At 66.7% G+C, this 12852-nt stretch carries 12 protein-coding genes and 1 pseudogene; 9 read left to right on the top strand and 4 right to left on the bottom strand.

From position 1 onward, the window contains the following. The first annotated feature begins 24 nt into the window (after positions 1-24). Positions 25-894, top strand: coding sequence for a CheF family chemotaxis protein (locus tag RH858_RS14940; RefSeq protein WP_259534359.1), 870 nt, complete (start codon positions 25-27; stop codon positions 892-894). A gap of 52 nt (positions 895-946) precedes the next feature. On the opposite strand, the gene RH858_RS14935 is transcribed toward RH858_RS14940, so the two are convergent. Together RH858_RS14935 and RH858_RS14930 are read right to left on the bottom strand one after the other, a co-directional pair. Next, positions 947-1816 (bottom strand): CheF family chemotaxis protein, encoded by an 870-nt coding sequence (locus RH858_RS14935; RefSeq protein WP_310562303.1) that lies wholly within the window; start codon positions 1814-1816, stop codon positions 947-949. Positions 1817-1911: 95 nt separating this feature from the next. After that, entirely contained in the window at positions 1912-2733 is an 822-nt protein-coding gene (locus tag RH858_RS14930) for an amidohydrolase (RefSeq protein WP_259534357.1), read from the bottom strand. Positions 2734-2792: 59 nt separating this feature from the next. Here RH858_RS14930 and RH858_RS14925 point away from each other — a divergent pair, with 59 nt between their 5' ends. Next, the gene (locus RH858_RS14925) at positions 2793-3227 is read left to right on the top strand and encodes a DUF5788 family protein (protein ID WP_310562302.1); all 435 of its coding nucleotides are present in this window, start codon (positions 2793-2795) and stop codon (positions 3225-3227) included. A 54-nt stretch (positions 3228-3281) separates the two neighbouring features. Here RH858_RS14925 and RH858_RS14920 read toward each other — a convergent pair whose 3' ends face one another. Beyond that, positions 3282-4199, bottom strand: a complete 918-nt coding sequence (locus RH858_RS14920) for a DUF4349 domain-containing protein (protein WP_259534355.1) — start codon at positions 4197-4199, stop codon at positions 3282-3284. Positions 4200-4462: 263 nt separating this feature from the next. On the opposite strand from RH858_RS14920, the gene RH858_RS14915 reads away from it, so the two are divergent. From RH858_RS14915 to RH858_RS14895, 5 genes and pseudogenes are all read left to right on the top strand, one after another. Continuing rightward, positions 4463-5473, top strand: coding sequence for an extracellular solute-binding protein (locus tag RH858_RS14915; RefSeq protein WP_310562301.1), 1011 nt, complete (start codon positions 4463-4465; stop codon positions 5471-5473). After that, complete coding sequence (locus RH858_RS14910; protein WP_310562300.1) at positions 5470-6288, top strand: ABC transporter permease; 819 nt, start codon at positions 5470-5472, stop codon at positions 6286-6288. The genes RH858_RS14915 and RH858_RS14910 overlap by 4 nt, the downstream gene beginning before the upstream one ends. Further along, complete coding sequence (locus RH858_RS14905) at positions 6285-7409, top strand: ABC transporter ATP-binding protein (RefSeq protein ID WP_310562299.1); 1125 nt, start codon at positions 6285-6287, stop codon at positions 7407-7409. The genes RH858_RS14910 and RH858_RS14905 overlap by 4 nt, the downstream gene beginning before the upstream one ends. 131 nt (positions 7410-7540) lie before the next feature. After that, positions 7541-7999 (top strand): PH domain-containing protein, encoded by a 459-nt coding sequence (locus RH858_RS14900; protein WP_259534351.1) that lies wholly within the window; start codon positions 7541-7543, stop codon positions 7997-7999. After that, positions 7996-9495 (top strand): annotated as a pseudogene (locus RH858_RS14895) (PH domain-containing protein); the annotation flags it as partial. The gene RH858_RS14900 and the pseudogene RH858_RS14895, both read left to right, overlap by 4 nt. A 67-nt stretch (positions 9496-9562) precedes the next feature. Here the strand turns inward: RH858_RS14895 and RH858_RS14890 are convergent. Continuing rightward, positions 9563-9928, bottom strand: coding sequence for a VOC family protein (locus RH858_RS14890; RefSeq protein WP_259534350.1), 366 nt, complete (start codon positions 9926-9928; stop codon positions 9563-9565). Between the two features lie 83 nt (positions 9929-10011). Between RH858_RS14890 and guaB the strand changes: the two genes are divergently transcribed. Beyond that, positions 10012-11508 carry an IMP dehydrogenase gene (gene guaB, locus RH858_RS14885; protein WP_259534349.1) on the top strand — a complete coding sequence of 499 codons (1497 nt, stop codon included), beginning with the start codon at positions 10012-10014 and terminating at the stop codon, positions 11506-11508. Between the two features lie 106 nt (positions 11509-11614). After that, positions 11615-12799 (top strand): TrmB family transcriptional regulator, encoded by a 1185-nt coding sequence (locus RH858_RS14880; protein ID WP_310562298.1) that lies wholly within the window; start codon positions 11615-11617, stop codon positions 12797-12799. Positions 12800-12852 lie beyond the last annotated feature (53 nt).

Genomic DNA, 12852 nt, shown 5'->3' with positions numbered 1-12852 from the left:
CGCCATGAACGGAGGTGACGGTTCGTGAGCAACGAAGAATACAAGATCGCCGACACGACCGGTCGGTTCGCGATCGCAGTCAACGAGGGGCGCGCCGTCAACGACGTCTCCTGGACGTCCGGTCGGATCCTGCTTTCGAACCGGCGACTAATCCTCGCGAGCAACAACGGCAAGCGGACGATCCCGCTGTCGAAGCTGCAGAGCCTCGGCGGGAGACACGACGCGAACCAGGAGATCACCAGGGTCGCCGGCTACGTGAGCTTCGATCTGGGCGAGCAGGTGATCCTCGTCAGCGCGGGCGACCACGAGAGCTTCGAGCGCGACGTCTACCGGGCGCTGCTCGACCAGCGGATGGTGCGGGCGAAACATCCGGCAGTTGCCGGCGGCGTGGTCAAGGAAGCGGCCACCTGGGAGCGGGCACGGATCAAACTCGACGGCGACGGGCTGAGCGCCGCCCTCGAGAGCGGCGCGTTCGTGAACCTCGACCTCGACGACATAAGCGGGCTCGAGACGACCGAACGGACGATCGACGGGGAGAAACAGCCGGTCCTGGAGGTCTCTCACACGGACGAGGAGGGAACGAGCATCGAAACCCACATCTCCGGGCCGCCGCGCCGGTGTCGGTTCGTCAAGTCGTGGCTGGACAAGGGGGTCGAACGGAGCCAAACGAACGTCGATCTCGACGAGCGCGAACGGGAAGTGCTGATGGCGCTGTACTCGGGTGTGTCACCGTTCGAGATCCCCGCGTTTCTGGGGATGGACGTCGACGACGTCGAGGAAATCTTCGAGCGACTGATCGAACTCGACGTCGTCGAGGAAGTCAGGGTTCGCCGGGAAGTCGCGCTCAACGCTCGCGGCCGGAACATCGCGAGCGAGGCGATGAACGAGCAGTGATCCGTGAAACGAGCAGTGATCCGTGGTCTGTCTGCGACAGGGGCCGGCTGCTTCACCCGTTTACCGACTCCAGATACGTACTGACGACCATCTGCCCTTTCGGCGTCAGCGTCGGTCCCCCCTCCCCGTCGACGACGAGCCCCCGGTCCCGGAGCCCCTCGAGCACCATCGACGCCCGCGTGGCGTCGCCGGTGACGATGTCGGAGACGGTCACGTCACCGTCGGCGGTGTAGAGGGTGACGAGGATCTGGAGCTCTTCCTCGGTCGGATCGAGTTCGTACACCTCCTCCATCACCTCGCCGTACTCGAGTTTGACGTACCGACCGATCACGTTGAGCGTCCGTTCGCTGGGGACGGTGACGAGCGACGTCACCGGGGTCCCCTCGGGGACGTGTCGAACAGACAGGGTCGGTCGGGTCTCGCCCTCGAGTGTCCGCTGGAGCCGCTCGTAGTCGACGACAGTCGAGAGATCGATCGAAAACGGCTCCCGACAGCCAACGAAGCTCAGCTCCCCGTCGCCGAGTTTGATCGCCGCCCGCTGGTCCGGTTCGTCGGTGACGCGCCCACCCACCTTCGCGGGGTGGCGGACCGACGCCGTGACGTCGTGCAACAGCGCCTTGAAAAGCACCGTCGTGAACCGCTCCATCGGCTCCGGGTTCCCTTCGACAACCGCAGTCCGTCGCGCGTTCCCGTCGGTGTACGCGACGGTGACGGTGTCGCTGAAAAACGACTGGAGGTCGCCGGGCACCGTCCCGACGGCGACGTCGAACACCGACGAGAGCGGCACCGTCGTTTTGACCTCGTCGGTGGCGAGCACCAGTCGACGCTGGCTGAGCAACACTCGCCCCGCGACGGGCTCGTTCCCGGCTACGTCGGCGGTGTGGACCCGCCCCACGAAGTCGGCGACGACGGATTCCCCCATCGATTGTTCCCGGGTAGCGCGTGGCCTTTACGCTTTCCCGCGAACTTTCAGGCGTGATAACGACCCGAACCCGTGGAGTTCGGACGTGGCACCCGTCACTCGCTCCCGGCGAGCCCCGGGATCACCCGTCCGGGGTTCTTCGAGAACGCCCGCCGCATCGCGTCCTCGGGAACGTCGAGCGTGAGGATCTCCATCACCGCAACGTCGGGATGCGAATCGGGTGCCCCGCTGGCGAACAGCACCCGATCGGGATGTTCGCGGAGCGCCCGTTCCATCGGATCGCGATACCTGACGAACCGGGTGTCGAGGTAGAGTTCGTCGTGTGCCGACAGCAGTTCGATCGACTCGGCCATGAGTTCCCGGTTCAGCGGGAATCCACCGAATCCGGAGAGGACGACCGGAAACTCGTAGTCGAGGACGAACTCCGCGACCGCCTGGGGAGGGAATCGAACCCCGCCTCTGACGAGCACGGGGGAACCGACGTCCGCGAGCATCTCGAGGACGTCGGCCTCCGGGAGTCCGTCCCGGGCAGGATCGAGGAGGAACCCGTGGAACCGATCGTCGTAGGCGTACTGCTCGACGTCCTCCGGATCGGCGTGATACGGCTCCCGCTTGACAGCGAGGTTCCGGACCCGGCCGATCGTCGACGAGTCGGGGACGCGGGGACCCCCCACCCGTGCGAACGCCATGAACGGTCGATCGACGCTCAACCGCGCGACGGCGTTGTTCATCCGGAGATACCCGCCCGATTCTCTGGGTCCAGGTGCAACGACCGCGCGAACGACTCCGGCCTGGTGGAGTTCCCGCTCGAGCCGTTCGGGGGTGATGTCCCGCCCCCGTCGAGTGACCGCCTCCCGGTCCGGATCGAGGCGCACACCCACGTCGACGATCCGGAACCCGTGCTCCAGCTCCAGCATCGGCTGACAGTCCACGGTCCAGACGCTTAAGCGTCCGTGGTGTCAACCCCTACGCTGCGGTGAAAGAGTATCAGCGCAAGGGGCTGCTCGAACGCGTGAATCGGGAGGCGGCCACGGTCGGCGCGTCGATCCCGGAGACGATCGAACTCGACGGCGAGGAGATCCAGCTGCGGTCGTTCGTCTTCGAGATCAAGCGCCGGGAGACGATCCCGTCGGGAGAGCGAGAGCGGGTCGAAACCGCAAAGCGGAACCTCCGCCGGGAACGCCGCAGACGGCTCGACCGGCTCGAAACCGAGGAGATGAGCTACGCCGAGGGCGAACGGCTCGCGGAGTCGATCGTCGGGATTGACCGCGCCCTGGACGCGCTCGAACAGCTCGGGCCGGTCGATCTCGAAGCCGAACAGCGACGCAACGAGGCGGCCGACCGGAAACGGTGGATGTCGTTTCTGCGACAGGCGCTCGGCCACGACGACGACGCGAAACGCCGCTTTTGAAAAGCACTGCGTGGATTCCGTCGGCCTCACCGCCGCGACCGCCAGACCAGCACCTCACCGCCGCGACCGCCAGACCAGCACGCCACCGAGCGCGACGAGGAACGGCGCTCCGAACGTCAGCGCGTACGGCGCGGCGTACGCCGCCGCGACGACGCTCGCCCGTAGCACGGTCGCCACGCCCGAGATCGACTCGAGGAACGCCTCCGTTACTGGCGTGTCGTACCAGGCGTCGGGATCGGCCGTCTCCGGCTCCGGCGTCGATTCGGCGAGCGAGACGGTGATCGTCGCGTACGCGACCTGCTGTTCGAGGGCGCGCTGGCGGGCCTCGAGCCGTTCGATCTCCTCCTGGGTGGCGGACAGCCGCTCCTGGACTGCGAGCACGTCCTCGGTCTCGTTGGCCTGCTCGTACAGTTTCCGGTACTGGTCCCGCTCGGCCCGGAGGTTCTCCAGGCGCGCCTCGATGTCGACCAGCTGGTCGGTCACGTCCTCGGACTCGGTCGACACCGACTGCACGTTGCCGACGCCGCCGATCTCGTCGATCGCCTCGTCGAACGAGTCGCTCGGTACCCGGACCACGAGTTCGCCGGTGGTCCACGTCTCGTTGTCCCGCTCGTGGACCTGCCTGGTGGAGTCGCTCACGAACCCGTCGTGGTCGGCGACGATCTTTCGAATCTCCCCGTCGGCTGTTTCGTAGGAATCGACTTCGAGTTCGACGCTGCCGGTGAAGATCAGATCCCTGTCCGGCGCCGGCTGTGGGGCTGTCGTCGAGCCCGTCGTGGCCGTCGTCGAGAATGTCTCCCCCTCGATGTCGACGTCCGCGTCGTCGGCAGCGACGTCTGCAGACCGTTCCGCTTCGACCTGTTCTTCGATCGCCGCCGAGTCCGCGTCGTCCTCGAGCGGTGCGCTACCGACACAGCCGGCCGCGAAAAGCAGGAGCACAAGTGCTGCGACTGCGAGGGTTCGTCTCTGCATACTCCGACGTCTGCGCGAGATTGCCCTATAAGTTGGCAAGGCACAAACGCCCCTTTGAGTCTTCCAGAAGGGACTCCGATCGCATCAGTCACCAGATCGTTCTCGCCGAGGACAACAGACCACTATCGCCGAGTACGAACGGAACCGGTTACGAACTGGCGCGTGAGGAAGACACAGCTGGCGTATTGTAACCATATTTAGTTTATTTTCACAGAGAGATAACCCTAGGTGGTTATATGAGGCCCGGAGTCAGACGTAGAAGCATGAAGCGACATGAGGATGCGGAGGCCACCGGAAATTGGTGCCGTCGTTCCGCCGTCGCGGAGCCGGATGGATCCGGTCACGGTCGGCGTCGGTTTCTCCGCGACCTCGGGACAGGAATCACGGCGGGGGTCGCCCTTCCGGCGCTTTCGGGCTGTCTGGGATCGGCCGCCGAGTCCGTGAGCGTTCTGGCTGCCGGGAGCCTCGCGCACACCTTCGAGGACCACGTCGGGCCGGCGTTCGAGGAACGGACCGGCGTCGCCCTCCACGGCGAGTACTACGGGTCGAACGCGGTGATGCGGATGGTCGAAGACGGGACCAAACACCCGGACGTCGTCGTGAGCGCGGACGCGACTCTCCTTCGCGACCGCCTGTACGAGGGGTTCGTCGACTGGGACGTGGAGTTCGCGACGAACGTGCTCGGGATCGGCTACAACCCCGACACCGACCTCGGCAAGGGCCTCGAACGCGACGAGCCGTGGTACGAACTGGTGCGGGGACTGCCCGAGGGAGACCTCACTATCGGCGATCCGGACCTGGACCCGCTGGGGTACCGGGCGGTACAGGCGTTCGAGCTCGCCGAGGCGGAGTACGGGCTGGACGGGTTCCGCGAGGAGCTGCTCGAGCTGACCTACCGGGAGCCCGAGGAGCCACAGATGATGGCGGGCGTCTCGACGGGCGCACGCGCCGGCGCGGTCGTCTACGGCAACATGGCCGTCGATCACGGGATGCCCTTTTACGAGTTCCCGCCGGCGTACAACTTCGCGGAGCCGAAGCTTTCCGATCACTACGCGAGGGCGGTCTTCGTCACCGACGAAGAGGGGTACGAGGCAGTCGGGCGGCCGATCCTGTACAACGCAGCCGTGCCGGCGGAGGCTGACACCCCCGACGCGGGTCGTCAGCTCGTGGAGTTCCTGATGGACAGGCCGGAGATCCTGATCGATGCCGGGCTTTCCGTCCCCGACTCGCTGCCGCGAGCGTTCGGGGAGCCGCCCGCGGAGGTGGCGCCGTGAGCTTCGAACGTCGGACACCGGTGTGGCGCGGGATCCGCGTTCCCGAGCTTTTGGTGCCCGCGCTTCTGGGCGGGCTGATCCTCGCGTACTTCCTGTTGCCGTTCGTGACGTTCCTCTACCGGACCGGGACCGCCGACGTACTCTCGGGACTGGCCACGCCGGAGGCGCAGCTTGCGATCCGGAACTCGCTTCTCACTGCCCCCGTCACCACCGCGATCGCGACCGTTCTCGGCGTCCCGCTCGCGTACGTGCTCGCCCGGAAATCCTTCCCCGGCAAGCGGGTGGTCGAGGCGCTGGTGATCATGCCGCTGATCGTCCCACCGGTCGTCGGCGGCGCGATGATCCTGACGGCAGTCGGGCGGTTCACGCCGCTTGGATCGGCGGCGGCCGCCGTCGGGCTCCCGCTGACGGACAGCCTCGCGGGCGTGATCCTCGCACAGCTGTTCGTCGCCGCGCCGTTCGTCATCATCACGGCCCGGGCCGGCTTCGGCGCGATCGACGTCCGGGTCGAGCAGGCCTCCCGGTCGCTGGGGTACGGGCCGGTGTCGACGTTCTGGAACGTCTCCTTGCCGCTGGCCCGAGGGGCGATCATCGCGGGGATCATCCTCACGTTCGCGCGGGCGATCGGCGAGTTCGGCGCCACCATGATGGTCGCGTACAACCCGCGGACGATGCCCACCCGGATCTGGGTGGAGTTCATCGCCGGCGGGATCGACGCGATCGTTCCCCTTGCGGTCGCGCTGTTCGCGATCACGCTCGGGGTGCTCGCGCTCGTCCAACGGTTCGGTCGCGTGCCGACGGTGATCGAACGGTGATTCTCGAACTCGAGGACCTCACGCACCGCTACGGCGAGGAGCTGGCGGTCGACGGCGTTTCGGTCGGTCTGGAGGGCGGCGAACTGGTTGCGGTGCTCGGACCGAGCGGCTGCGGCAAGACGACGATCGTCCAGGCGATCGCGGGACACGTCCGGCCGTCGGGCGGGCGAATCCGACTGCGGGGAGTAGACGTCACGGACGATCCTCCCGAGGATCGACAGGTCGGGATCGTCTTCCAGCATTCGACGCTTTTTCCCCACCTCACGGTGGAGGAGAACGTCGCATACGGGCTGAAAGCCCGGGACGTTCCGCCGGAACGCCGGGAGGAAACCGTAACCAGATTCCTCGAGCTCGTCGAACTGCCGGACCAGCGGGAGGCGTACCCTGGAGAGCTGAGCGGCGGGCAGAAGCGTCGCGTCGAACTCGCCCGGGCGCTCGCCCCCGAACCCGACGTGCTGCTGCTCGATGAACCGCTCTCGGCGCTGGATCGGTCCCTCCGGGTCGGGCTGCGCGAGGAGATCGCTCGAATACAGTCGGAAACCGGCGTGACCACGCTGCTCGTTACCCACGACCAGGAGGAAGCGATGTCGCTCGCGGATCGCCTCGTCGTGATGGACGACGGCCGGGTCGCCGGGATCGGTCCGCCACGGGAGCTGTACGAGTCGCCGCCGACACCGTTCGTCTCCTCGTTTCTCGGCCGGTCGAACGCGCTTTCGGCGACGGTGACCGGCGGACCGACGCCGACGATCGCGGTCGGTGGCGAGGCCGCGCGACTTCCCGAGGGGGGCAAACCGCAGCCAGTATCGGGCAACGTCGACTGCCACGTCCGTCCCGAAGACGTGTCGCTTTCAGTGGGCGTGACCGACGGCAGCGGCGACGATGGCGATGAAAACCCCGTCGACGAGGATCGAACCCCCGTCGGCGACGTCCTCTCGCTCCCGGCCGTCGTCCGCCGCGTCGCCGACGTGGGGCGCCGGTACGACGTCACGGTCGAACTCGAAACCGGGGACGAACTCGTCGCGGAACGGGCGGCGAGACCGCCGAACCGGGGGACGCGAGTCGAGGTGCGGATCCGGCCGGCCGACGTGGCGGTGTTCGATGCCGAGACCGACCGGGGTTGATCGACGAACCCGAAGTCGCTGGCCCCGACGGGGCCACAACGGTACTGCGGATACTTATAGGCGTCCGCATCCAATCCCCCACAATCACCGATGCGTCGAACCCCCGTAGCGCTCCGAGCGGAGGAGAAGCGATGAACCGACTACATCCACGGATACAGTTCGTCTGGGCGCTCCGTTCGCTGTTGCTCGCGGCTCTCGCGGCGGTCCCGGCCGGCGCCGGATACGCCTTCTTCGGGCTGTCCCAGTACGTTGCAGCAGCCGTTCCGGGTGCGGTGCTTTTTCTGGGAATCGTCTTCGCGGTCGCCCGCTACCGGCGGTGGGGATACGAGATCCGCGAGGACGACATCTATCTGGAGCGAGGAGTGATCACCCAGGTCCGCACCGTCGTCCCCCTGGTTCGGATCCAGCATGTCGATTCCCGCCGGGGACCGATAGAGCGGGCCACGGGTCTGGCGAGTTGTGTCGTCTACACCGCCGGCTCCCGGGGGGCGGACGTTCGGATACCGGGGCTGACGCCGGAGAAGGCGGATCAGCTCCGCGAACGACTGAAGCGGCTCGCGATCCGGGCCGAGGGGGAGGACGCGGTGTGAAGCTGTCGCCGGTTTCGATCCCGTACCGGGCGTTCCAGAAGGCCTCGAGCCTCCTGATCGCGGCGTTTTTCGTCGTGGCTGCGGGCTCGGGCGGCGACGTCGCCGGGGTCCCGGTGGTCGTCCCCCTCGCGGTCGGCGCGGTCCTGCTCGCGGTGGGGTACGAGGTCGCCTACTACCGACGCTTCGAGTACGAGCTCACCGACGACACCTTGGACATCAGGTCGGGCGTGGTCTCCCGCCGCGAGCGGGAGATCCCGTATCGACGGATCCAGAACGTCGACATCAGCCGGAACGTGCTCCAGCGGCTCCTCGGGATCGCGGCCGTCAACCTGGAGACTGCGGGAGGTAGTTCGACGGAAGGATCGATCCGGTACGTCTCCCCCGGCGAGGCGAAACGGCTCCAGTCGGAGCTCCAGCGGCGCAAACGCCGGGTCGAATCCGACGTCAGGGGGGACCTAGACGACGGGGCGGAAGCTGAGCCAATCGAGGAAACTCTGCTGTACGCCATCTCGCCGACCGAACTCGGGTTAGTCGGGGCGCTGTCGTTCGATCCGCGGCTGCTGGGGCTCGCAGTGTTCCTCGCGTCGGGATCGTTTCCGGTGTTCCAGCAGTTCCTCCCGGACCCCGAGGCGCTGCTGTTGTCGATCACCGGACTGGTGGTCGTCGTCGGCCTGTTTGCGGCCTCGTGGATACTGGGAGTCGCGATCGCGGTGACCAACTACTACGGGTTCCGGCTCACCCGATCGGGCGACGAGTTTCGGTACGAGCGGGGCCTGTTGCGCCGGTTCAGCGGCTCGATCCCCTCCGAGAAGGTCCAGTCCATCACGGTTCAGGACAACCCGCTGAAACGGACGTTCGGCTACGCGACGCTGGTGATCGAGACAGCCGGCTACGCCCCCGGCGGCGGCGAGGGGCGGGGCCAGCAGGTCGCTGTGCCGATCGCCCGGACGGATCGGATCCACCGGCTGGCAAACGAGGTCGAGGAGTTCGGCACCCCCGCGTTCGAACGCCCCCCGGGACGCACCCGACGCCGGTACGCGTTCCGGTACAGCATCGGGATCGGCGTGCTAACCGCGATCGCGTACGGCGTCGACCGGTATCTCGGGTTCGACGTTCCCTGGCCGTACGTCCTGGGTCTGCTCGTGTTCGTTCCGGCAGCCGCCCACCTCAAGTGGAAACACAGGGGGTACTGGCTCGGGGAGGACCACTTCCTCACGCGCAACGGCTTCTGGCGTCGGGAGATCAAGGCGGTGCCGTACTACCGGATCCAGAACGTGATCGACACCCGGACGATCTTCCAGCGGAGATGGAACATCGCGACGGTCCACGCCGACACCGCCGGCACCCTCTCGCTGACCGGCAGCGGTGCAGCCGCCGTCGACTACGACGACGAGGACGCCGACTGGCTCCGGGGGGAGCTGACCGATCGGCTCCAGGAGGCGCTGGAGGAGCGACGCGATCCCCAGCCGAGGTTCGAGTGGATCGACCTGGACTCGGCCGAATCAGCCACTGTCGATTCCAAGGATGACGCCGGCACCAGCGACGCCTCCCTGTGATCGCCGATCACAGGTCGACGTCGTGGAGGAACGTCTGAAACTCTGCGGTCCGCCTGTCGGGGTCCTCGGCGAAGAACTGGTAGATCCGGTAGCGCTCGTTCTCGTGAGGTTGTTCCAGGGCGGCGTCGCCGATCCGGTCGTGCATCCGATCGACCGCTTCTCTCGAGTCGTACACGAACGTCAAGATCCCACAGTCGTCGGTGCGGTCCCGGGAACAGAAGCCGAACCGGAACGCGTCGTCGCCCTCCCCGTCCGCGTACTCGAGGATCGTACAGCCGGGCTGTTCCAGCCAGACGTCCGCGCCGACCGTATCGGTATAAAAGTCGACGACTGCGTCGTGTCGCTCGGTGGCGAAGAAGACGATTCCTGACATATGTATGGGTTCGTCCGAGCGAAACATAAAGGTCCCCGGCCGACCTTCGACACGCTTTTCCAGCTCCCACCTCGACGACTTACATGGAGAGAGACGTTTCCGGCGACGAACCCTTCTCGGAGAAACTCCGCGTTCCGGAGGCACTGACGTTCGACGACGTACTGCTTCGACCCGCAGAGAGCCGAGTCGAACCCGACGAGGCCGACGTGAGCACCCGGGTCTCGAAGAACGTCGAGCTGAACGTCCCCGTCCTGTCGGCGGCGATGGACACGGTGACGGAAAGCGAACTCGCGATCGCGATGGCTCGCGAGGGCGGACTCGGCGTGCTCCACCGGAACATGACCGACGAGGAGATGGTCGAGGAGATACAGCGCGTCAAACGGGCCCACGAGCTGGTGATCCGGCGGGAGAACGTCGTCACCGCCCGACCGGAGCAGACGGTCCGGGAGGTCGACGCGATGATGGAGCGAGAGGGGGTTTCGGGCGCCCCGGTCGTCGCCGACGACGACACCGTACTGGGGATCATCTCCGGCACCGACATCCGACCGTACCTCGAGGTCGGCGAGTCCGACGCCGTCAGGGAGGCGATGACCGACGAGGTGATCACCGCCGGCGAGGACGTCACCGCCCGGGAGGCGCTGGAGCTGATGTACGACTACAAGATCGAGCGCGTCCCCATCGTCGACGAGGCCGACCGGCTGGTGGGGCTGGTGACGATGCAGGGAATCCTCCAGCGGCGCGAACACGAACACGCCGCCCGCGACGAGGACGGTCGGCTCCGGGTCGGCGCCGCAGTCGGCCCGTTCGACGCCGACCGGGCCCGCGCCGCCGACGAGGCCGAGGTGGACGTGATCTTCATCGACTGTGCGCACGCCCACAACCTCAACGTGCTCGACACCGCCCGGGAGATCAAAGCCGAGGTCGACGCCGACGTCGTCGTCGGCAACATCGGCACCCGCGAGGCCGCACAGGCCTGCGTCGACTTCGCGGACGGCCTCAAGGTCGGCATCGGCCCGGGATCGATCTGCACCACCCGTGTGGTGTCGGGGGCGGGGATGCCCCAGATCACCGCCGTCGCGGAGGTCGCCGACGTGGCGGCCGACCACGACGTCCCGGTGATCGCCGACGGCGGAATCCGCTACTCCGGGGACGCGATCAAGGCGATCGCCGCCGGCGCCGACGCCGTCATGCTCGGCTCCTACTTTGCGGGCACCGAGGAGGCACCCGGCCGAATCATCACCATGAACGGCAAGAAGTACAAGCAGTACCGTGGGATGGGCTCGGTCGGCGCGATGAAGTCCGGCGGCGGCGACCGCTACCTCAAGGACACTGAAGACGACGAGGAGTTCGTTCCCGAAGGAGTTGAGGCGGCGACGCCGTACAAAGGAACGCTGGCCTCCGAACTCTACCAGCTGGTCGGCGGGATGCGGTCGGGGATGGGCTACGTGGGCGCAGCGACGATTCCCGAAGTGAAGGCAGAAGCCGAGTTCGTTCGCGTCTCCACTGCGGGTCAGACCGAAGGGCACCCCCACGACGTGATGATCACCGACGAGGCACCGAACTACAGCCCCGATCGCTAGACGGACGACTGACAGCCCGATCTCGATCCCGCCGTGCGATGTCGACCGGCTGAAGTGTAACGCTACTGAAAAGGGGATTAACGTACCCGGAGTCCGAGTGAGCGATATGGAAACTGCCGACTTGCGTCGCGCGCTCGAGGAGGCGGGTCTGTCGCAGTACCAGGCGGATGCGTATACGGCCCTCCTTCGGCTCGGCTCCGCGAGCGTGACGGAGGTGTCGACAGCCTGTGACGTCCCGACTGCACGGATATACGACGTGCTCCGAGACCTCGAGGACCGAGGGTACGTCGAGACGTACGACCAGGAGAGCCTCCAGGTACGGGCGTGTAACCCGGAGGGAGTTCTCGAGGACCTGAGGCGGCGTGCGAGCCGGCTCGAGGACGCCGCTGCGGAGATCCAGAACCGCTGGGAAGAACCCGACATCGAGGACCACCGAGTCAGCATCGTAAAGCGGTTCCAGACGGTGTTCGACCGGGCGGCACACGTGATCTCGGAGGCGGAAAACGAGGTACAGGTCGCCGTGACCCCGGAGGGATACCGGGAGCTGGAGCCGGCGTTGGAGTCTGCCCACCAGTCGGGAGCGCTGGTGAAGGTGTCGATCCACACGGGCCGGGAGGAAGACATCTCCGCACTGCCCGACGAGGACCGGTTCGAAGGGGTCGTCACGGAAATCCGTCACCGGCGGCTTCCGACGCCGTTCCTCGCGCTCGTCGACCGGACGCGGACCTGTTTTTCCCCACACCGTGCGTCGCTGAACGAGTACGGCGTCCTGGTCGACGACCACACCCTCTCGTACGTGTTCCACTGGTACTTCCGGACCTGTCTGTGGGAGGTGTGGCCCGTCGTCTACGACGACCGGAACGTCGAGCCGCCGCTTTCCTACACCGACATCCGCCGGTTCGTCAGGGAGGTGCAGCCGCTCGTGGACGACGGCGCGACGGTGACGGCCCGCGTCGACGGCTACGACACCGAAACGGGGGGAGCGGTCACCGTCGAGGGGATCGTGTGTGATCTCACGTACGTGGGAGAGGCCAACGACGGCGACATCCCGCTCACACAGCTCGCCGGGCAGGTGACTGTCCACATCGAAAACGTCGACGTGGTCGACACCACTCCGGGATCCCAAATTCGGAACAGGAACTCGGTGACGGTCGGTGGCTGGGGCGCGGTGATCGAGGACATCGAGGCACGACGGCTGACAGTGACTGGGATCGAACACGTCGACGGATCGAAGCCGGACAGGTCCGGAGAGGAGAGCCAACTCGTGGACCTGGAGAGGACGACGCGATGACGACCTCCCCGACCGGATTCGCCGGAACCGCCGACTCGAAGAGGTATTTTCAT

Source organism: Halalkaliarchaeum sp. AArc-GB, from assembly GCF_031432225.1.
GTDB lineage: Archaea > Halobacteriota > Halobacteria > Halobacteriales > Haloferacaceae > Halalkaliarchaeum.
Note: the sequence above shows the minus strand (reverse complement) of the source record. Positions and strands in the feature narration are given on the sequence as shown.

Coding starts and splice junctions, on each gene's coding strand:
- RH858_RS14880 (WP_310562298.1), top strand. CDS start 11,615: ATGGAAACTGCCGACTTGCGTCGCGCGCTCGAGGAGGCGGGTCTGTCG.
- guaB (WP_259534349.1), top strand. CDS start 10,012: ATGGAGAGAGACGTTTCCGGCGACGAACCCTTCTCGGAGAAACTCCGC.
- RH858_RS14890 (WP_259534350.1), bottom strand. CDS start 9,928: ATGTCAGGAATCGTCTTCTTCGCCACCGAGCGACACGACGCAGTCGTC.
- RH858_RS14920 (WP_259534355.1), bottom strand. CDS start 4,199: ATGCAGAGACGAACCCTCGCAGTCGCAGCACTTGTGCTCCTGCTTTTC.
- RH858_RS14930 (WP_259534357.1), bottom strand. CDS start 2,733: ATGCTGGAGCTGGAGCACGGGTTCCGGATCGTCGACGTGGGTGTGCGC.
- RH858_RS14935 (WP_310562303.1), bottom strand. CDS start 1,816: ATGGGGGAATCCGTCGTCGCCGACTTCGTGGGGCGGGTCCACACCGCC.
- RH858_RS14915 (WP_310562301.1), top strand. CDS start 4,463: ATGAAGCGACATGAGGATGCGGAGGCCACCGGAAATTGGTGCCGTCGT.
- RH858_RS14900 (WP_259534351.1), top strand. CDS start 7,541: ATGAACCGACTACATCCACGGATACAGTTCGTCTGGGCGCTCCGTTCG.